The following is a 19,915-nucleotide window of genomic DNA, read 5'->3' on the forward strand; positions in this document are numbered from 1 at the left end:
AAAAAAATGAAAAAAATATTCATTATCATACTTCCACTCTTTTTGAGTGGATTTTTATTTTCTCAGAAAAAACCTCAAAAAAAGCCGGTAAAAAAAGGAATCGTCACCAAGATGAACTATCATGATGAGTTTAAAAAGATCTCAGACGAAATCATGACCAACGGTACTGCCTACGAAAACCTTGGTGAATTAACCAAAGGCGTTGGATCTCGTTTCAGTGCAACTCCGGGTTATATGAAAGCTGTGGAATGGGCTGAAAAGAAGTTTAAAGATGCTGGTGTAGAAATGATCTGGAGACAGGAAGTAAAAGTTCCTGTTTGGATACGTGGAAAGGAATCTTTACAAATTAAAGCCAGCAATGGAGATTGGAAAAATATTAAAATGCTCTCTTTCGGAAATTCCGAAGGAACAGGCGGAAAAGATCTTACAGCTGAAATTGTTTTAATTAATACCACTTCTGAGCTTAATGCTCTATCAATCGGACAATTAAAAGACAAAATAGTTTTCGTTAATCTTCCGATGGATCCGAAAATTATTAATACAAGTGATTCTTATTTAATTACAGCAAAATCGAAATTAATATCTGCTTCTGTCATTGCAAAAACAGGAGCGAAAGCTTTAATTATAAGATCATTAACAACGGCAACAGACGATACACCGCATGCAAAAATGGTGTATTATGAACCGGAGGACAAAGTAAAAATTCCCGCATTATCAATCGGAGTAAGATCCGCAGATGAGCTTGAAAAATTATTAAAAAAACAAAAAGTAACCGCCAAATTAAACATGTCTGCCGAATCAAAAGGCGACACGACCAATCCAAATATCATTGCTGAAATTCAAGGTAAAAAAGATTCTAAGGTGATTGTTTTGGGAGCTCAGCTAGACTCTTGGGATTTCGCCGAAGGCGCTCATGATGACGGCACGGGAGTCGTTCAGTGTATTGAGGTTTTAAGAACTTTAAAAGCGCTTGGCATCGAAAATAATCATACCATCAGAGTTGTTTTGTACGCGAATAGTGAAAATGGCGGACAGGGTCGCGACATGTATGCAGCTTACGTTAAAAAGAGAGACGAGAAACATATTTTTGCTTTAGGAACCGATGCAGGAGGCTATTCTCCGAGAGGTTTTTCATTAGATATGTCTCCTCAGAGAAGAAGATTGATATTTGACTGGAAAAGCTACTTTCTTCCGTACGGTATTTATGATTTTGATCAAACCGATGCCATTCAGGATATTTCTCCTTTGAAAAAACTGGATATTCCTTTGGCTGAAATGGTTGTGGACACTCAAAGATATTTCGATTATCATCATTCGGTTGAAGATACTTATGATAAAGTGAGCAAAAGAGAACTTCTTTTGGGCGCAGTGGCTATGACGCAAATGATTTTTATGATCGATAAAAATTGGTAAAATGAAAAAACTATTAGGAACATCATTATTAGTTCTAAGCTTGACGGTTTTTGGTCAGGTTAAAGAAGATTCAATACAATTCAGTAAAATTTCAACAGAGATTTTAAATAACGGAAAAGGTTACACAGAATTAAAAGATTTAACTAAAAATATTGGTCACCGTTTAAGCGGTTCCGAAGCTTACGAAAAGTCCGTAAAATGGGCTGAACAGAAACTTAAAGATGCCGGAGCTGATAAAGTCTGGCTTCAGGAAGTGATGATTCCGGTTTGGGAAAGAGGAAAAGAATCTTTGCAGATCAAAACCTCCAACGGAACATGGAAAGGCTTAAAAATGCTTTCTTTAGGAAATTCTGAAGGTACAGGTGGAAAAGATATTTCGGGAGAAATTATCATGGTTAAATCCATGGAAGAATACGAAAAACTTCCTGCCGAAAAAGTAAAAGACAAAATAATTTTCTTCAATTACTCTTTCAGTCAGTCTTTTGTTGAGACTTTCAGAGGGTATGGTGATGCCGCAAAATATAGAACAACAGCCGCCTCATTAACGGCTAAAAAAGGTGGTAAATTTGCGATTATCCGTTCGCTTTCTTCTGCTTTTGATGATGTTCCTCACACGGGAGCCATGCGTTACGAGGATAAAGTCAATAAAATTCCGGCTGTTGCTATTGGAAATACAACGGCAGATGAATTAGAAGCATTATTAAAATCTCAAAAGATCACTGCAAAACTCAATTCTAATTGCGGGATGAAAGGCGAGAAACTCTCCCACTCTGTTATCGGTGAGATCACAGGTAACAAAGATAAAAGTGTCATCGTTGTAGGCGGACATTTAGATTCTTGGGATGTTGGAGAAGGCGCACATGACGACGGAGCCGGAATTGTACAGAGTATTGAGGTTTTAAGAACGTTCAAAAAGTTAGGAATTAAAAATAATCATACAATACGAGTTGTCTGTTTTGCCAACGAGGAAAACGGTGTAAAAGGCGGAATTCAGTATGGAAAAACAGCAAAAGAAAACAATGAAAAACATCTTTTTGCATTAGAATCAGATGCCGGAGGTTTTACTCCAAGAGGAATTGCTCTTGAAATGGATGATGCCAAAAGAAACCAGATCAAAGGCTGGTCGGCTTTATTCTTCCCTTACGGAGTGTATAATTTTGAAGGGAAATATTCAGGAACAGATATCTATCCGCTTCATGATATGGGAGTTCCAACGGCGGAGCTGGTTCCTGATTCTCAAAGGTATTTTGATATTCATCATACCGAAGAAGATACTTTCGAAAAGGTTAATCGAAGAGAGTTACTTTTAGGAGCCGTCGCCATGACGCAGATTATTTATATGATTGATAAGAACTGGTAAAATATAGGAAAACCGCTGATTGGGTCAGCGGTTTTTTGTTTTATTGTTTTGTGAAAATTATTAATTATTATTTTTCATAATATTCAATTTTTCTTATCCATTTGTATAGATCTTTTCCGTCTACGTTTTTGATAACTTCTGTCCAGTTTTTTTGTTTGTCGAAGATATACCTGAAGGTGATAACTGAAGGTTCTTTTTTATTATATGTATCTAAATAAAGTACTTTGCTTATATAATTATCTTTATACTCAAACCTTATATCATTTGAAACTTTATTGTTATAATACATTGTTCTTCTTTCTAATTTTTGATCTTTAGTATAGCTGTAAATTGTATAAAAAGTTTTTTCAGCATTATCCTTTTTTTCCTCTTTTATTATTTTTCCACTTCCAGAAATAATGTAAGAGTAAAGATTTCCATCCGAAAAGTTAGTTTCCTTTATTATATTTCCAAAATTATCATACTCATATTTAAGAAACTTATCTAAATAAACCGTTCTGTTTTGAAAATCACTTTCATACTTAAAAAACTTATCTTCAATTATTTTGTATTGATTATTGTAAACTTTCACTCTAGTTAATTTCTTATGATAAATTGAATCTTTAACTTGAGTATAGCCTTTATCTACCTTTTTCCAAATATCATTGGTAATCGTAAAAATACTATCTGTCTTTGTAATCGTGTCAAATTTTGTAACAAACAAAGGTTTAAAAGTTTCAGTATTATTCACATATTTTTCCATAGGCTCATTTTCCCATTTAGAATAATATTCTTTAAATTTTGCCGTTTTACTATCTTTATCATAAAAATAACGAGAAGTATCTTCTGAATATTTATTCTTAGATTTTTCTGTGATTAATCTATTCAAAATATCATAGGTATAATCATAATCATCAACAATTTCACCAGACTTATAATACCACGTTTCTTTGGTAATATTTCTGTTTTTAGCATAATGTGTCTCATTGTTTATATATCTACAAAAATCTGTTTCAAACCATGTTCCAGACATTCTTGATCTCAAATTTTTAGGAGCCATAATTGTTGCATGACCATATTCATCATCTCCTTTCATAAAAGTAAAAGGACCAGAATCGTTTAGAAAAACCACAGATTCTTTCACAAATTTAGGCTTCCCTAAAATTGAATCTTTAATAACCTGAGAATTAAAATAAGCAGATAAAAAAACTAAAAAAAATAATATTTGTTTCATATTTCATCATTTAAAAAGCCTCTTTGCAGAGGCTTTGTGTTTTACTGTTTAGTAAATACTAAATCTTTTGTTTCAGGAAGATAAATTGTTGTATCTGCACTATTTGGGCAATTTATTGTCAGTGTAGAATTTGGATAATATGACCATTTTATATGACTTGTATCTACATATCGTATGCCAATATTTCCCCATCCTACATTGCATCCACCCCCAGAGTAAGAAAATATGGCTAGATTATTAGGATCCATTCCTTCACTTATAATATTGACATTATCATTAGTAAAATTCTTTGTACTCTTAATTATTTGATTTGAACTATTTTTAACTTCATATCTTATCATAAGTACGTCGCTGTAATAGTTTTTATTACCTGAATTAATTGATCTATCCAATTGCTTTTCTATATATATGAATATAGCTTGATTGTTGAAATTTGATTTCCATGTACCTAAAAATTTATTATATTCATTATTTGTATCTTTAATATGCATGCCATTTGTAATGCTATTATATGGGGTATTTAAACTTGTTTGTTGCGCATTACAAGAAAGAAATAATAAAATAAGTGATAATAAAAATATATTTTTCATATAATTTGTTTTTAAAAGTTTAACAAGGTACAGGCAAAGTCGTACCATCTGGTTTTAGTTCAATTGTAGAAGTATTTCCTCCATTTTCTTTGATAAGGTTTACTTTTCCATCCAAGTTCATTTCTTTTAATATTCCAAAAAACAATTTTTGTAAACCACTATCAGAAATTGCATCTCCTAAGGAAACTCCTTCTGAACGTCTTATGTCATTATATAGCTTCAAATATGCATCATTCATTTTGATTAAATAAGCAGTTTGTTGAGCTTCTGTCATATTTGGAGGCAAAGCTGTACCTCCTCCGTTAAAGTTAATAAAATAAGTTCCAGATTGAGAAATCATTCCTACAAATGCATCTCCTGTATTATCAGCCGTGCTTCCTACAGGAAGTGTTTGGTTTTGTACGCCTGCGAACCCCAATAGAGCTAATATATCGTTTGGAGAAAACATATGAATACCTGTAAGTGTATGATTATGAATTCCACCTACAGAATTATGATCTACTATGAAATCTACATGATGCTCTCCATCTACATGAGCAGGATTTACATTTCCAGATTTATCCTGCTGAAATCCTTTTTCGTCCTTTATCGCAGTTAATGCAAAAATTTTTAGACTATCTATTTTTGTTTTTAATTTAGGATTATTTACGATTGCTTTCGTTTTCGCACAAGGCGTTTGATTTTGCTGAGGATTTCCACTTCCCCCTCCCGGATAAGGATAAGTGGGGCCCAAAGGAACACAATTTCCAGCAGTATCATAATATCCTGAACAAACTCCATCATTCATGCCGCCACCTCCGTCTGAGCCTTGGCAATTTGTCATATAATTTGTTTGCCAATGACCCGGCCCATCAGGATCTGATGGGCTATCAGGAAGCCATACAGATATTGATGTAAAGCTACATTCTCTTCCTCCTTTTGCATTTTGATTATCAAGAAGCTCCTGCTTTATTGCTTTTCTATATTTTGCTGTAGTATACGCTTGAAAGAATTTAATTTTTTCCGGATCATCATCATATACAAACCTGATTACGTCTCCATATCTCGGCACTTGTATGCAGGAAACAATCTTATTATTAACTGATACGGGAACAATCAGAAAACTTTCATTCATATATCCCATGGTCATGGCATAATCCCAAAGTGGAGTTCCAGACAGTTTTTGGATTTCTGCTTCGTGTTCTTTATAAACTTGCATTACATTCTTGATGTAAATTTCATCTTCTTTCCAAAGACTTTTAGATTGGTATTCTTTAGAAGAAGGATCAGATGATGAAGAAATCTCATCATGAACACAGGAGTACAGCAAGATGCTGACGGCTACTAATAGGAGTAACCTGATAATAAATTTGTTTTTCATTCACTTGTTTTTTAATTCGTTAAATATATAAAAAATTCTTTAATCACATCGCTGTGATTACTTTTGACAAAACTAAAATAAAATTTGTCCCAACATCATAAGAATTTTTATATTTTTGATAAAAATTCTTATAAAATGAGTATAGGTACTAGGGTAAAGCAATACAGGGAAGCTAAAAACTGGTCTCAGGAGGATCTGGCAATACGTCTTGATACTACACAGACCACGATTTCCAATATAGAATCTGATAAAAATATCCCCAATTCTTTGCTCTTAAAAAAGATTGCTGATGAATTAGAAGTTAATTTAAATGATCTATATGATGATAAAATAACGAATATTAGTAATATAGAAAAGAATGATGGTGTTGTAAATACAGGAAGTGGAACCGTAAATATGCAATCACCAGAATTACTAGAAGCTATTCTAAAAAATCAGGAGCAGATCGCCAAACTGATGGAAGCTCAAAGTAAGCTGATAGAAAGTTTATTGAAAAAATAAGATTATATTACCCCAAAAATACAGGTTTGCATTGTCGGAGTTTCCGAAAGTGCAAACCTTTTTTATTTCTTGTCGTCGGAAGTTCCGACGGGTTAAACTTAATTCATTTCTCTTCGTCGGAGTTTCCGACAGCGTGAATATGTTTCGGTTTAGATCGTCGGAACTTCCGACAATGCAAACCTGTATTTTAGGAAGAAGAAATGAACTTTTACACTCCATTTATCATCAAACATTAAATTATAGATATTATTCTATGTCTATATCCTTAATAATTAATATAGAAACACTGTTTTTGGCACAAAAATAGCTTCAGAAATCCTTGAAAAACACAATTAATACACACAAGATGAAAAAATTAATCCCGGTGGATCTTATGAAGCTCCATCATGCCGAATTCGGGCAGTTTATCGTACGCTTTTTTGAAGACTTCAACAGCTCTTCTCTCGATGCCAATACCGATCCTGATTTTAAGAAGATGTTTGATGCTATTCAGACACAAATCCCGATCTACAACAGTTCTTTAGACCAGATAAGAGGAAGTGAAGAAACGTCAAAAATTGCAGCCGCAGACGCTGTTCGTGATGCAGATCTTCAAGCGTTGAGAGACGCCGTAAGACCTTACAGAAACGCTAAAACACAGACCGAAAAAGATGCTTACGTTACCATAAAACTGTTATTGAATCAATATAAAAATGTACAGCACGCTTCTTACGAGGAAGAAACCAACAGACTTACTACTTTGGTTGGAAAGCTCCTTTCTTCGGAATATAGCTCTGCTGTTTCTTCATTGGGAATTGTAAAATTCACCAATCATTTATCGGATTCCAATGCTACATTTAATACGATCTTTTCTTCCCGGTTTTCAGGAAATTTTCAGAAGCAGAACTTTGATGTTAAAGCTTTAAGAAAAGTTTTAACTCACGATTACAAGCAGATGGCCAACTATATTGTGACATTGGCGAATGTAAAGGAAGACCCATTCTATACCGATCTGCTGGCAATCCTGAACAACGGAAGAAACTATTTCTCAAAAACCGTTCTTGCCAGAAGAACCGCAAACAAAACAGAAACACAACTTTAAAAATTATAATGATGAAAGATTTATTTGAAATGATATTCAGAACACGGGAAGATTCCACCAAAGTACAGGTATTAAGCATTTTCTTATTGATTGGCTTCGGCCTTTTTTGCCTGTTCATTTTTACGGCAAAAATCCATTTAAACAGCTTGCTTGTATATGTAACTGCTTTTCTTGCTTACGTAGGTTTTTCCCTACTATTTATAAGCTCTTTGCTGAGAAATATGAGAAGAAAATAGACAGATATTGGACAACAATCTCTGCATAAAAAAACCGTCCTTTTTAAAAAGACGGTTTTTTGTTTAATATTATTTTATAATTATTTCAAATACTCATTTTTATCGAGTTTAAAATCAAGGATTTTTCCATCTCTTTTTACCTTGACTTCAATGGTTTTATAATCCTTTTCTACTCTATTGATCATATAGTTACAGGCAGATTCTTTATTTAAATGATCGAGATCAATAGTATTGATGCTTAAAATAGAATCACCGATCTGAACAGGCGAGCCACTATCTTTAAACACAAAAACCACAACAGGTTTTGCATCTATAAAACGATATCCGAAACCGAAAGATTCCAGTTTTGGAGGATTGTTTTTGATGCGTTTCATGTAGATTTTGTTGTTTTTCCAGTCCATGATGAAAATAAAGTCTTTGAAGAATTCATTTCCGATCAGGCTTGTACTTCCGGTCATTACTAATTCATTCTGAAAAGTTTGGTTTCCCAGCGTCATTTCCTCCGTTCTGAAAATATATCCCGGAACCGATTTCCCTGCTCCAAAAGCTCCAACTGAATTTGTCCCGTAAGTTTCAACCGCTTGTTTTACCTTTTTTGAATTATAATTGCTGTCCGAGATCTTCAACCTTCCTGTAAATCCTGTATCGAAAGTCAGTTCAATTTTTTTATCTAAAATTTTTGCCAGAACGGTTGGAGTTTTCTGCGTCTTTGCATCAAATGGAATGACCGTTTCATAGTCTTTCAGATCAAAATTTGCCAGATCTTTTGTCGTTTCAATCGAACTTTCTGAATAATTGATTCTCCAAAATAATTTTGCCATCTGATTTGCTCCTAAAATTCCATCAATTTTGAAACAGCCCAACTCTGAACCATTTAAGTCCATAACAACAACTCCGATGTTTTTGAAAACAACATTGTCAACCGTCATTTCCGGTAACTGTGTGAAGATCTGTTCCTGTTTATTTTTCTGCGAATCTTTTACTTTGCTTGAGTGCTTTTTCTCAAGATTCAGTTCGCTGTAGATCGCGTTGGAAATCACAGTCGGCGCACCGGAATCAAACAGAAAATTGTAGATTTTTCCATTGATATTGACCTTTACAAAAGGTAAATCGCTTGTATAAATTAGATTGATCTTCTCAACTGGATTTTTTAATTGCACCTCTCCGTCTTCGAAGAATCTTTTGCCCTGCGCGGAAATGAGGATTGTGAAGAATATTAAAAATAGTTGGAGGATCTTTTGCATTGGAGTTATTTTGGGCTAAAGTAGGGAAATTTTTATTGTTGGATGGAAATTAAAAACCGTCCTTTTGGGGACGGCTATTATTAACGAATAAAAGTTAGTTACTATTTCTTTCTATTTACAACTGCATCATAAAATAAAAATCTTAAATATTCACTTGCTTCAATATCTTCATTTGCAATAACTTGTAGTTTATTAAATAATTTTAATAAGTCCATAATATTATTTGTTATGGTTAAGGTCAATTCATTTGACATAGTAGATTGAAATTTCTTTATATCCTCATTTTTTGCGTTATCTATTTTTCTTTTAATGATAAACTTAATTTGTTCCGTATTTTGAATACCTTTTATATTTTCTATTTCTCTGTATAATTCTTCATGTATATCCTTGTAATTTTCAATATCAGAAAGAACTTCTACAGCGGTTTTTGGTTTTTGATTGTGTTTAATTGAGAAAATCTTAGATTTTATATCCGTTGGTTTAATAAATAATTCACCTTTATTGTTATTTCCATCATCATAATTAATTGAACAAATACTTAAAAACTTCAACGACTCTCTTTTAATTTCATCATTAGAAATTTCAATTATATTTCTTACAAAACCAATTCCCTCTAGTTCTTTTGTTTCTGATGTATCAAAAAACATTCTAATATATGACTCATTATATTCACATGATTTTAAAGAATATACAGTACCGGTATTTTTTATTTCTTCAAATAAAATTAATAATCCTACAACAACTGCTATACTATTGTTATAATCAAAATAAGAATTTTTAGAAACTATAGCTCTTAGATAGTATTTATCATTATTCAAATCATTGATTAATCTATATCTATTTTCTGTTTGCTTTAATTCTTTAATTAATTCAAGGTTCTTATTAACAACACTTTTAAAACCTCGATCAATCAAATTTTTCGCATACTTATCCATTCCAAATAACTTCGAGAAAAAATCTCTTTGTGCTGAATATATAGGATATGCATTAATGCTATGAATGTTATGAAAGTTTTTAGGATCATTAATCTCATTAAAATTAAAGCAAAATTCATTATCATCATTATAGAATGAAATATTATTTAACTTACTTAATAGATCAATTTTCTTAATTTGCTTTTTCAAGCTGTTTTGAGCATTAAATAAAGTCGTTGCCCCTTTAATAGGAATAAATTCATCTAAAATTTCCTTAACATTTAATTGTTCTAGTAAATCTATAACGATTTGTTCATTCTGATCTAATAATTGAATTAAGTCTGATACTAAAATACCATTATCATTAATCCCTATATTTTCTTGAGTAATAGATTTTTTTCTAACATCCATTTTATAATATTTTTTAATTTTTAAATATATAAAGATACATTTCCGGAACCTTACGGGAATCCGTATTTCTACCTAATTTTCAACTATTTAAACATATAAAAACAAAAAAAAGCCGCCCCAAAAAGGACGGCTTTCAATATCATAAAGATTCAATTACTGAACTTTCACAAGCTCAACATCGAAAACTAACCATGCGTTTGGTGGGATCACTCCTCCTGCACCTCTTTCTCCGTAACCCAATGCTGGTGGGATCAATAAAGTAGCAGTTTCACCTTCTTTTAATAATAGGATACCTTCGTCCCATCCTTTGATCACTCTACCCATTCCGATAGGAATTTCGATAGGCTCGTTTCTTTTGAATGAAGAATCGAATTCAGTTCCATCTACCAATTTTCCAGCATAGTGTACAGAAATGTTGTCACCTGCTTTTGGAGCTTTTCCGGTAGTTGTTTTTGTGATCTTGTAGTATAATCCTGATTCAGTTTTTTGCATTCCTGCCTGTAAATCCTCAACCATTTTCAACTGATTTGCTTTGAATTCCTCTTCTTTTTTCTTTCTGTCAGCTTCTTCTTTTGCGATATAAGCTTTGTTATTTTCAGCGATTTTAGCTTTTCCTTCTGTGAAAGTTTTTGCTGCATCGTAGTTTTTGTACTCATCTCCTTTGCTGAAAATAGATACTTTTTCAAGTACAATATCAGTTTTAGGTTTATCCTGAGCTCCTTTGTCTACATTAGCGATAGCATCAATAACATCATTACCTTTTACTACTGCTCCGAAAATCGTGTGTTTTCCGTCTAACCAAGGTGTAGCTACTTCAGTGATGAAAAACTGAGAACCGTTTGTGTTTGGTCCAGAGTTCGCCATTGATAAAATACCTTTTCCTGTGTGGTGAAGATCGTTTCTTTCGTCTTCGAATTTATATCCAGGATCTCCAGCTCCAGTTCCTTTAGGATCTCCCCCTTGGATCATGAAATCTTTGATTACTCTGTGGAAGATCGTTCCGTCATAGAAAGGAACTCCTTTAGCCTTAGCTTTGTTATCAATTTTACCTTCTGCAAGACCAACAAAGTTAGCCACAGTTACAGGCGATTTTTTGTCTTCAAACTTTACAATAAGGTTACCTTTAGTTGTTTGAAGATTAGCATAAAGTCCGTCTTTAAGCCCTTCGTAAGTTTCTTTGTCTACGTTCATTTTTTTATAAATTGGTGTACAACTCATCAGCGAAACACTAGCCGCTGCCAGAATTATATTCTTGTTAAACAATTTCATTATAATGCTTTTAATTTTATGATTAATGGGATATCATTATCTATTTTTTTTTCGTCTCCATAGGTTCCATAAGCCAGTGCAGACGGCACCAAAAGCGTAACTTCTTCCCCATCATGTATAAAACGCAGTGCATTTTCTACAGCTTTTAATTCATCAAAGTGTCCGAATTTGGCATCTCTTCTTGCAACGGGTTCGTCATAGATCTTGGTATCATCAAAATCATACAGATCATAAGAGTAAGAAATAAGGGAATTATCCTGTCTTCTTTCTCTCTGATCAAAACCTTCGGCAGTTACCCAATAATTAAGCTGTGTAGGATAGAATTTTACAGACTGCATCCCAATCCATTGCTGGATCTGGTTTCTTTCTATTGAATTAAGATTTTTCATTCTGTCTTTAGAGACATCAAGATCTTTTTTACTCAATACCCCGCCCACGGGAGGATGAACCTGTGTATTTCTGTTACAGCTCAGTAAGCCTAATATCGATATGAAGAGAATTTTTTTCATAAACTTTTGCGAAAATACGCATTTCACAGGATATAAAAAACAAAAAAAGCCAAGAATCTCTTGGCTTTTATATAATTTTTCTGAGTTGAATTAAACTGTTTCAAGAACATTTTTCTCAACCACTACTCTCCATCCGAAAGTATCTTCTGCAACGTTCGTCTGAATATTAACTAAATCATTTTTAAGTGTAGCAGCAAAACTTTCATCATCAGAAAGTACAGGTAACTGTAATTTATCACCATTGTATCCTAAAGCTTGGAAAACTGTAGTTACAACCGCAGTTCCAACGCCCCAAACTTCTTTCAATGTTCCGTTCTTCTGAGCTTCTACAACAGCTTTTACAGGAATTGGTTCAACCTTTACTTCAATTCCTCTTTTCTTAGCTAACTGAATAAAACTGTCTCTTGTAACACCATCTAAAATCTTCTCAGAAGTTGGAGGAGTATAAATTGTATCGTTAATTCTAACGAAAACATTCATTGTTCCACTTTCCTCGAAATATTCGTGTGTAGCATCATCAGTCCAGATAATCTGCTCATATCCTTCATCCATTGCCAATTGAGTCGGGTAAAAAGATGCTGCATAGTTTCCTGCTGCTTTAGCAGAACCTACACCACCGCTTGCCGCTCTTGAATAGTGGTCTGAAATTTTAACAGAAACCGGCTCTGTATAATAGCTCTTTGCAGGTGTTGCAACGATAGCGAACATATATTTATTAGAAACTCTAGCTTTCAATGCTTCTTCCGTAGCGAAGATCAATGGTCTAATATACAGCGACATTCCCTCTCCAGAAGGAATCCAGCCTCTGTCTAAATCTACCAACGCCTTTAAACCATCTAGAAACATTTCTTCCGTAACTTCCGGCATTGCAAGACGCGTAGCCGACTTGTTGATACGCTCAAAATTCTTTTCAGGCCTGAAAAGGAAAACCTGCCCGTCTTTGTCTTTATAGGCTTTCATACCCTCAAAACAAGCCTGTCCGTAGTTTACCCCCATCATCGCTGGTGTAAACATTAAAGGACCATAAGGAACTAATTTTACATCCCCCCATTTTCCGTCTTCATACTCACATATTATCATATGATCTATAAAAGTATTTCCGAAAGAAAAATTGTTTGGGTCGAATGTAGAAATTCTGGAGTTTTCAGTTTTTTGAATTATCATTTCTAAAATTTTTTATGATGTTCTACAAATTTAACATAATTTTCTAAATATAAAAATTTTACATTAAATTTGACAAAAAAAAGCTTGAAACGAGAAATTAAGACCACAAATGACGGCAGTAAAACTTTGTTTATCAATGATTTAAATGAAAACTACCACTCGCACCACGGAGCACTGCAGGAAGCAGAACACGTGTTTATTAAAAATGGATTAAATTTAATAAATTATTGCGAAATTAATATTCTAGAACTCGGTTTTGGAACAGGTTTGAATGTTTTGGTTACAATTAATGAATATTTAAAAACTGACAAAAATCATATCATCAACTATTTTACCCTTGAAAAGTATCCCATAAATGAATCAGAAATTGAAGATTTGGCCTACTTTGAACATTTTGATAACCCAGAATTAAAAGAAATTTATCAAAAAGTTCATCAAGCAGAATGGGGGAAATCGGTTGAAATTATTAATGGATTTAATTTAAAAAAGATACAATGTGACTTCTTTGACCTGAAAGACATTGAGTTACCTAAAATTAACCTCGTTTATTTTGACTGTTTTGGCGCCAGAGTTCAGCCTGATCTTTGGGAAAAGCCATTATTTGAATTAGTTTCGGATAAAATGAGTGTTAACGGCTTATTAACAACCTACTCTTCTAAAGGAAGCGTAAGAAGGATTCTTCAGGAGCTTAATTTTAAAGTTGAGAAGAAACAGGGCCCACCGGGGAAAAGGGAAATGATTAACGCGGTGAAGTTATAGGTTAGAAGTTTGAAGCGCGAAGATGGAAGTTTGCAGACCTATTAAATATATAGTAGTAAACTTCCGGAATCATCTTCTAACTTCCGGCAAAAATTCCTAAATTAGCTATACAAATTATTATATATGATAGATAAGATCAACGTCAGAGTTTATGCCTGTGCTGTAAAAGACAAAAAAGTTCTGACACTATTTGAGGAATATGCAGGAGAACCTTTAATGAAATTTCCGGGAGGCGGATTAGAATACGGAGAAGGGCTTATTGAATGTTTACACCGCGAGTTTGATGAAGAGCTTAATGTAAAAATAGATATCGTAGAGCATTTCTACACACAGGAAAATTTTCTGGTTTCGCGTTTCAGAGAGAACGAACAACTTCTTACCATATATTATATAGTAAATATTACCAATGAAGAGGATTTCATCATCCTTGATCCTTGTATTGAAAAAACAGAATGGATCTCTATCGACAGACCGGACAATCCGTTTCCTTTGCCTGTAGATAAAGTAGTGTTCGATAAATTAAAAGAAAAATACCTGTAAAATTTACAGGTATTTTTTATTGTTATATTGTTTGTTATTTCGGGGATTTAAAAGTACTTGCGCCAGGATAAGGCTGCAGGTAACCGGAATTCCAATTGGATTGCAGAAGGGACTCTAAAAATTCGTCTGTTCTGTTTTTGCGTGGATTATATCGGTCTTTCAAATCAATATCTGCCATTTTTCCTTTTAAATTCCACCAGAAAGCATTAAATCCGCCTCTTAATTCCTTAATAATTTCAAATACGCTTTTGTCGGTTGCTCTATTCATTAATTTTGCAAAAACCTGACCTTCCGTGGTTGTTAATTCTCTTAATTGCTTTTCATATTGGTCAGCCAGCATACTTTGTCTGTCTCTTACGTATTTTCTCTTTGCCTTGCTGTCCAGATCTGTCATTTCCTTTTGAATATCTCTGTACTGCTGAAGAGCAGTCACAAATAAAGGATAAACTCTGTATAATTTTTTATTAAGAAAATAATAATAATTTTTATCTAGCTGGTTATTAAATTTCGGTTTATTCACTAATACCAGCTCATCCATGGCCACCACAGTTTCCCCGTTGATCTCATAGATTCTGGCTTTTTGGTTTTCATCGTAGTAATATTTGTTTCCAAATTCATCTACTTTCAATAACTCTTGTGGATATTGGCTTAAAGGCTTTGCTATCACAGAATCCCTTTGTCCGAAAACAGAGATCCCAAAAAAGAAAAGAAAAAGATAAACAATCTTAGTAAAATTCATTATTTTTACACGTATTAGAACAAAAATTAAACGCAAAAATCATTCCTTTTTATGAAATTTGAGAAGAAATCTTTGAAATTTTTAGAAAAATACTTAAATACTTCATCGCCAACCGGATACGAACACAAGGGACAGGAAGTCTGGATGGACTATATTCGACCTTATGTTGACAAAATCGAAGTAGATCATTACGGAACTTGCTATGGGATAATTAATCCCGATGCGCCATTTAAAGTAGTCATTGAAGCTCACGCTGATGAGATTTCCTGGTACGTAAATTACATTACAGATGAAGGATTAATCTATGTAATCCGAAACGGAGGCTCAGATCAGACCATTGCACCGTCAAAAGTCGTTCATATTCACGGAGAAAACGGAATTGTAAAAGGAGTTTTCGGATGGCCTGCGATTCATACAAGAACCAATCAAAATGAACCAATTCCAAAAATCGAAAATATTTTTATCGACTGTGGAGCAACCACCAAAAAAGAGGTTGAAGAAATGGGAATTTACGTTGGCTGTATGATCACTTACCCAGACGAATTCTTCGAAATGAATGACCGTTATTTCATTTGCAGAGCTTTAGACAACAGAATCGGTGGTTTTATGATCGCGGAAGTGGCAAGACTTTTAAAAGAAAACAAAAAAACGATTCCGTTTGGATTGTATATCACGAATTCCGTTCAGGAAGAAGTTGGTTTATACGGAGCTGATATGATTGCAGATACCATCAAACCAAATATCGCCATCGTTACAGATGTTACTCATGACACAACGACTCCAATGATCGAAAAGAAAAAAGAAGGCGACCAAAAATGTGGTGACGGACCTGTTATTTTCTTTGCTCCAAGCGTGCATCACGTGATCAGAGAATTGATTATTGATACTGCAAAAACTAAGAAAATTCCTTTCCAGAGAGCGGCAGCAAGCAGAGCTACAGGTACTGATACTGATGCTTTTGCGCACTCCAACGGCGGGGTTCCGAGTGCATTAATTTCGTTACCTTTGCGTTACATGCATACTACCGTGGAAATGGTTTCTAAAGAAGACGTAGGAAACGTAATTAAACTGATCTACGAAACACTTCTAAAGATAACACCGGAAATGAAGTTGAAATATCATTAATTAAAGAAACTAGAAATTAGATTTTAGAAGTTGGTTTTAATCTAACCTCTAATTTCTAACTTCTAAAATCTAAATATAAGTAAAATGAAAACGAAGCTTATTGCTCCTTCCCTTTTATCTGCAGACTTTGGGAATCTGCAAAGAGACATTGAAATGTTAAACAATTCTCAGGCCGACTGGCTACACATTGATGTGATGGACGGAAGGTTTGTACCCAACATTTCATTCGGTTTTCCTGTGATGAAAACTGTTCAGCAACATGCCAAAAAATTTGTAGATGTACATTTGATGATCTTAGAACCTGAAAAGTATGTTGAAGAATTCATCAATCACGGTGCTGATCTTATTTCGGTTCATTATGAAGCTTGTACGCATCTTCACAGAACGATTCATCATATTCAGAGTTTGGGAGCGAAAGCTGGGGTTGTTCTGAACCCTTCTACTCCGGTTTTAATGTTGGAAGATATTATCGCTGATGTAGATCTTGTTTTATTAATGAGTGTAAATCCCGGATTTGGTGGACAAAAATTTATTGAAAATACTTACAAGAAAATTGCTGAAACGAAAGATTTAATTTTAAGCAATAACTCCACAGCTCTTATTGAAATTGATGGAGGGGTAAATCTGGACAACGCTTCAAAACTTTTTGAAGCCGGAGCAGATGTCTTAGTTGCCGGAAATGCAGTTTTCTCATCAGAAAGCCCTGAAAGAACCATTGAGCTTTTAAAAATTTAATTATTTTAGTTTTTAAATAAGGAAAAAGGCAGCTTGTAGGCTGCCTTTCTTACTCTGTAATCTGAGCTTATGATGGTTATTAGTTTTCGTTTTTTAAAGCTTAGTGTTTAAACTTCCTGTTGTAATTCTGATGTAAAGATCTATATTAATTTCATTAAAAACATCCGTAAAAACACTGAATTTTCGTTAAGTATTTATACTTAATAGAGATTTTAACGAAAGAAAAATTTTTATTCAACCTTATTCCAGACACAGGCGCAAACGACTAAAAGTATGCTGATTACAGAAAAAACAGTTCTTACATTGTTTAAAAAATTCCATCTGTTTTCAAAATTATCACGCATTTGCCTGATTCCTTCTTTTGTAGAATTTACAATATCAAACTTATCTAATTGATCATTAAGCGGAACATTTCCAACTATTGTCACTCCGAATACACCGATCAAATAAGCTAACGTAGCCAAAAGAAGCAAAATAAAAACAGGATTCTGCGCCCGATATAAAAAGGTAGAAATCGGTAGCAAAGCCGCAGTTCCCATAAAACTTATAAAAAATACAGGATTCAGGATCTCACGATTGATCGACTGCATTGCTTTTAAATATTCTGAGTCTGATAATTTCCCTAATCCCAATACCACAGAACAGGAATAAGCGTAGAAAAGCCCGGCTATCAAGGCTGTGAGGACAGCTGTAACAATTAAAAGTATCGTTGTCATTTTCATATATTTAATTTGATGATTTAGTTTTTTGCTGAAACATAAAAATAATACATTAAAAACAATTTTAAGTTTAATAATTTTTAATATTTAATTACAGATTCACAATACTTTCTTATTTCGCGCAATTAATCAGTGATTATAAAGGAGTTTTTATCAACTTTCCTTATTTTAGTCCACAAAACAGAGAAAGATGAAAAGTAAAATTACCGGAACATTTTTATTGGGATTAATTTTATCAACCGGCACTCTTAACGCTCAAGATAAAACGCCTGATAATAAAAAAATGGAATGGTTTCAAGATGCCAAACTGGGAATCTTTATCCATTGGGGAATTTATTCAGTTGACGGAATTGCTGAATCATGGTCTTTTTTCAATAATTACATCAATCATGAAAATTATATGAAGCAACTCGACGGATTTTCTGCTTCACAATATAAACCTGATGAATGGGTGAAATTAATTAAAGATTCCGGGGCAAAATACGCTGTTATCACCACAAAACACCACGACGGCGTTTCTCTTTGGGATTCTAAAGCTGAAAAAGCAACCACAATTCCTAAAAACTCTTTGGCTAAAAAAGATGTTTTGGCACCTTTTGTTTCTGAGCTTAAAAAATCAGGTCTAAAAACAGGACTCTACTATTCTCTTCCCGATTGGAGCCATCCTTATTACGACAATAACACCAGAACAAAAAAACGATATGATATTAAAAATGATCCCAAACGTTGGGCAAATTTTGTCAATTATTATCAAAGTCAACTGAATGATCTTTCCAGTCAATTTAAGCCAGATTTATTATGGTTTGATGGTGATTGGGAGCATTCATCTGAAGAATGGCAGGCGCCAAAAACATTAGAAAATTTAAGAAAGTATAATCCGAATATTATCATCAATTCAAGGTTAAATACACACGGAGATTATGAAACACCTGAACAGGGAATTCCTGTTATTAACCCTCAAAGTGATTATTGGGAATTGTGCTACACGATGAATGATGCGTGGGGTTATCAGCCTTTTGATAAGAATTATAAAACGCCCAACATGATCGTGAGAACATTAGCAGACGTAATCAGTATGGGCGGAAATTTATTGCTTGATATTGGTCCGAAAGCTGATGGAACAATTCCAGCCGAACAAGTTGAAATTTTGAAAAATCTGGCAAGATGGACTTCAAAATACCCAGATGCCATCTACGGAACCAGACACGGAATTCCGTTCGAAAATTACAAAGGAAAATCTGCCATGTCAAAAGACGGAAAAAAATTATTCCTCTATCTGGAAGAAGCGAAAGATTTTACAAAAGTTTATGGATTATTATCAACGCCAACATTCGCAAAAGTTGTGGGAACAAATCAAAAAGTCAATTTTACAAAAGAAGTAAATCAAACAATAACATTGGATCTTTCAAATGTACAGTTTGACCAAGATGTTACGGTTATAGAACTAGATTTTCCGGAAATTTTAATTCAAAAAGATATTCAAAAAGATAATCCTTCCATTACTCAAATTTTAGAAACTAAAAATACTAAATTGGCTGCCTATCAAATTGCAGAACAGCTTCATGACGGAAATAATATTTTTAATAAATCAGGATTAACAAGTGATGGACTTGATATGAAGTTTCCAAAATCATCAAAAACAAATACGGAAACCATCAATTGGATCAGTAAAAATGCCGAAGCTTTATTTGAAACTGAAAAAGGTCTGCCAAACGGGCATTATTCAGGCAACAGTGTTCTTTCGAAAGACAAGCAGACAATTTATCTTTTTGTTGAAGGAACTCCAACCGGGCCAATTGCTTTAAAAGGGATAAAAAATGGTATTGCAAGAATCAGGATTGTTGGTGATGGCTCTTTGGTAAATCATAGATCTTACAATAAATTATATTGGAGTGACAAGCCAGGAATCGTTTATATTGACATTCCAAAAGAAAGACTTGACAAAAATATGACAGTAATTGCCGTTTTACTGGACAAACCGATCGAATTATACCGAGAAAAGGTAGGTGCCGTTGAAAACAACCTATAAAATC

General features: G+C 33.7%; 19 protein-coding genes. 9 read left to right on the forward strand and 10 right to left on the reverse strand.

Features of this window, described 5'->3' with window-relative positions:
* Positions 1 to 6: 6 nt before the first annotated feature.
* Complete coding sequence (locus AC1Q7L_RS04230) at positions 7 to 1,413, forward strand: M28 family peptidase (RefSeq protein ID WP_410690264.1); 1,407 nt, start codon at positions 7 to 9, stop codon at positions 1,411 to 1,413.
* Position 1,414: 1 nt separating this feature from the next.
* On the forward strand, positions 1,415 to 2,773 hold the full coding sequence (locus AC1Q7L_RS04235; RefSeq protein WP_492306533.1) for a M20/M25/M40 family metallo-hydrolase: 1,359 nt from the start codon (positions 1,415 to 1,417) through the stop codon (positions 2,771 to 2,773).
* 67 nt (positions 2,774 to 2,840) lie between these two features.
* On the opposite strand, the gene AC1Q7L_RS04240 is transcribed toward AC1Q7L_RS04235, so the two are convergent.
* From AC1Q7L_RS04240 to AC1Q7L_RS04250, 3 genes are read right to left on the reverse strand one after another with little or no spacing between them, the layout of a single operon-like run.
* The gene (locus tag AC1Q7L_RS04240; protein ID WP_492306534.1) at positions 2,841 to 3,986 is read right to left on the reverse strand and encodes a hypothetical protein; all 1,146 of its coding nucleotides are present in this window, start codon (positions 3,984 to 3,986) and stop codon (positions 2,841 to 2,843) included.
* Between the two features lie 41 nt (positions 3,987 to 4,027).
* Complete coding sequence (locus AC1Q7L_RS04245) at positions 4,028 to 4,576, reverse strand: DUF6705 family protein (RefSeq protein WP_492306535.1); 549 nt, start codon at positions 4,574 to 4,576, stop codon at positions 4,028 to 4,030.
* A 19-nt stretch (positions 4,577 to 4,595) separates the two neighbouring features.
* Positions 4,596 to 5,936, reverse strand: coding sequence for a hypothetical protein (locus tag AC1Q7L_RS04250; RefSeq protein ID WP_492306536.1), 1,341 nt, complete (start codon positions 5,934 to 5,936; stop codon positions 4,596 to 4,598).
* A gap of 135 nt (positions 5,937 to 6,071) precedes the next feature.
* Here AC1Q7L_RS04250 and AC1Q7L_RS04255 point away from each other — a divergent pair, with 135 nt between their 5' ends.
* The gene (locus AC1Q7L_RS04255; RefSeq protein WP_066758876.1) at positions 6,072 to 6,437 is read left to right on the forward strand and encodes a helix-turn-helix domain-containing protein; all 366 of its coding nucleotides are present in this window, start codon (positions 6,072 to 6,074) and stop codon (positions 6,435 to 6,437) included.
* A gap of 346 nt (positions 6,438 to 6,783) precedes the next feature.
* Complete coding sequence (locus AC1Q7L_RS04260) at positions 6,784 to 7,518, forward strand: DUF6261 family protein (RefSeq protein ID WP_492306537.1); 735 nt, start codon at positions 6,784 to 6,786, stop codon at positions 7,516 to 7,518.
* A gap of 316 nt (positions 7,519 to 7,834) precedes the next feature.
* Here AC1Q7L_RS04260 and AC1Q7L_RS04265 read toward each other — a convergent pair whose 3' ends face one another.
* From AC1Q7L_RS04265 to AC1Q7L_RS04285, 5 genes are all read right to left on the reverse strand, one after another.
* The gene (locus AC1Q7L_RS04265) at positions 7,835 to 8,998 is read right to left on the reverse strand and encodes a retropepsin-like aspartic protease (RefSeq protein WP_492306538.1); all 1,164 of its coding nucleotides are present in this window, start codon (positions 8,996 to 8,998) and stop codon (positions 7,835 to 7,837) included.
* 101 nt (positions 8,999 to 9,099) lie between these two features.
* A complete protein-coding gene (locus AC1Q7L_RS04270; RefSeq protein ID WP_492306539.1) occupies positions 9,100 to 10,323 on the reverse strand; it encodes a hypothetical protein in 1,224 nt (407 codons plus the stop codon).
* Between the two features lie 153 nt (positions 10,324 to 10,476).
* Entirely contained in the window at positions 10,477 to 11,514 is a 1,038-nt protein-coding gene (locus tag AC1Q7L_RS04275; RefSeq protein WP_410691276.1) for a peptidylprolyl isomerase, read from the reverse strand.
* A gap of 77 nt (positions 11,515 to 11,591) precedes the next feature.
* On the reverse strand, positions 11,592 to 12,101 hold the full coding sequence (locus tag AC1Q7L_RS04280) for an FKBP-type peptidyl-prolyl cis-trans isomerase (protein ID WP_492306540.1): 510 nt from the start codon (positions 12,099 to 12,101) through the stop codon (positions 11,592 to 11,594).
* Positions 12,102 to 12,191: 90 nt separating this feature from the next.
* On the reverse strand, positions 12,192 to 13,265 hold the full coding sequence (locus AC1Q7L_RS04285) for a branched-chain amino acid aminotransferase (RefSeq protein WP_066758892.1): 1,074 nt from the start codon (positions 13,263 to 13,265) through the stop codon (positions 12,192 to 12,194).
* A gap of 84 nt (positions 13,266 to 13,349) precedes the next feature.
* Between AC1Q7L_RS04285 and mnmC2 the strand changes: the two genes are divergently transcribed.
* Both mnmC2 and AC1Q7L_RS04295 read left to right on the forward strand, forming a co-directional pair.
* Entirely contained in the window at positions 13,350 to 14,024 is a 675-nt protein-coding gene (mnmC2, locus tag AC1Q7L_RS04290) for a tRNA (5-methylaminomethyl-2-thiouridine)(34)-methyltransferase MnmC2 (protein ID WP_492306541.1), read from the forward strand.
* A gap of 123 nt (positions 14,025 to 14,147) precedes the next feature.
* Positions 14,148 to 14,564 (forward strand): NUDIX domain-containing protein, encoded by a 417-nt coding sequence (locus AC1Q7L_RS04295; protein ID WP_492306542.1) that lies wholly within the window; start codon positions 14,148 to 14,150, stop codon positions 14,562 to 14,564.
* 34 nt (positions 14,565 to 14,598) lie between these two features.
* Here the strand turns inward: AC1Q7L_RS04295 and AC1Q7L_RS04300 are convergent, their stop codons facing one another.
* Positions 14,599 to 15,303 (reverse strand): DUF4294 domain-containing protein, encoded by a 705-nt coding sequence (locus tag AC1Q7L_RS04300; protein ID WP_492306543.1) that lies wholly within the window; start codon positions 15,301 to 15,303, stop codon positions 14,599 to 14,601.
* 51 nt (positions 15,304 to 15,354) lie between these two features.
* Here AC1Q7L_RS04300 and chrP point away from each other — a divergent pair, with 51 nt between their 5' ends.
* Positions 15,355 to 16,428, forward strand: a complete 1,074-nt coding sequence (gene chrP / locus AC1Q7L_RS04305) for a chryseobasin maturation metalloprotease ChrP (protein ID WP_492306544.1) — start codon at positions 15,355 to 15,357, stop codon at positions 16,426 to 16,428.
* Between the two features lie 84 nt (positions 16,429 to 16,512).
* Entirely contained in the window at positions 16,513 to 17,163 is a 651-nt protein-coding gene (gene rpe / locus AC1Q7L_RS04310; RefSeq protein WP_066758901.1) for a ribulose-phosphate 3-epimerase, read from the forward strand.
* Between the two features lie 230 nt (positions 17,164 to 17,393).
* Here the strand turns inward: rpe and chrI are convergent, their stop codons facing one another.
* A complete protein-coding gene (gene chrI, locus AC1Q7L_RS04315; RefSeq protein WP_492306545.1) occupies positions 17,394 to 17,879 on the reverse strand; it encodes a chryseobasin maturation helper ChrI in 486 nt (161 codons plus the stop codon).
* A gap of 193 nt (positions 17,880 to 18,072) precedes the next feature.
* On the opposite strand from chrI, the gene AC1Q7L_RS04320 reads away from it, so the two are divergent.
* Positions 18,073 to 19,911: an alpha-L-fucosidase gene (locus tag AC1Q7L_RS04320; RefSeq protein ID WP_492306546.1), complete on the forward strand. Its 1,839-nt coding sequence runs from the start codon at positions 18,073 to 18,075 to the stop codon at positions 19,909 to 19,911.
* Positions 19,912 to 19,915: the final 4 nt, after the last annotated feature.

Source organism: Chryseobacterium sp. GW823-FHT05E08 (genome assembly GCF_058795655.1).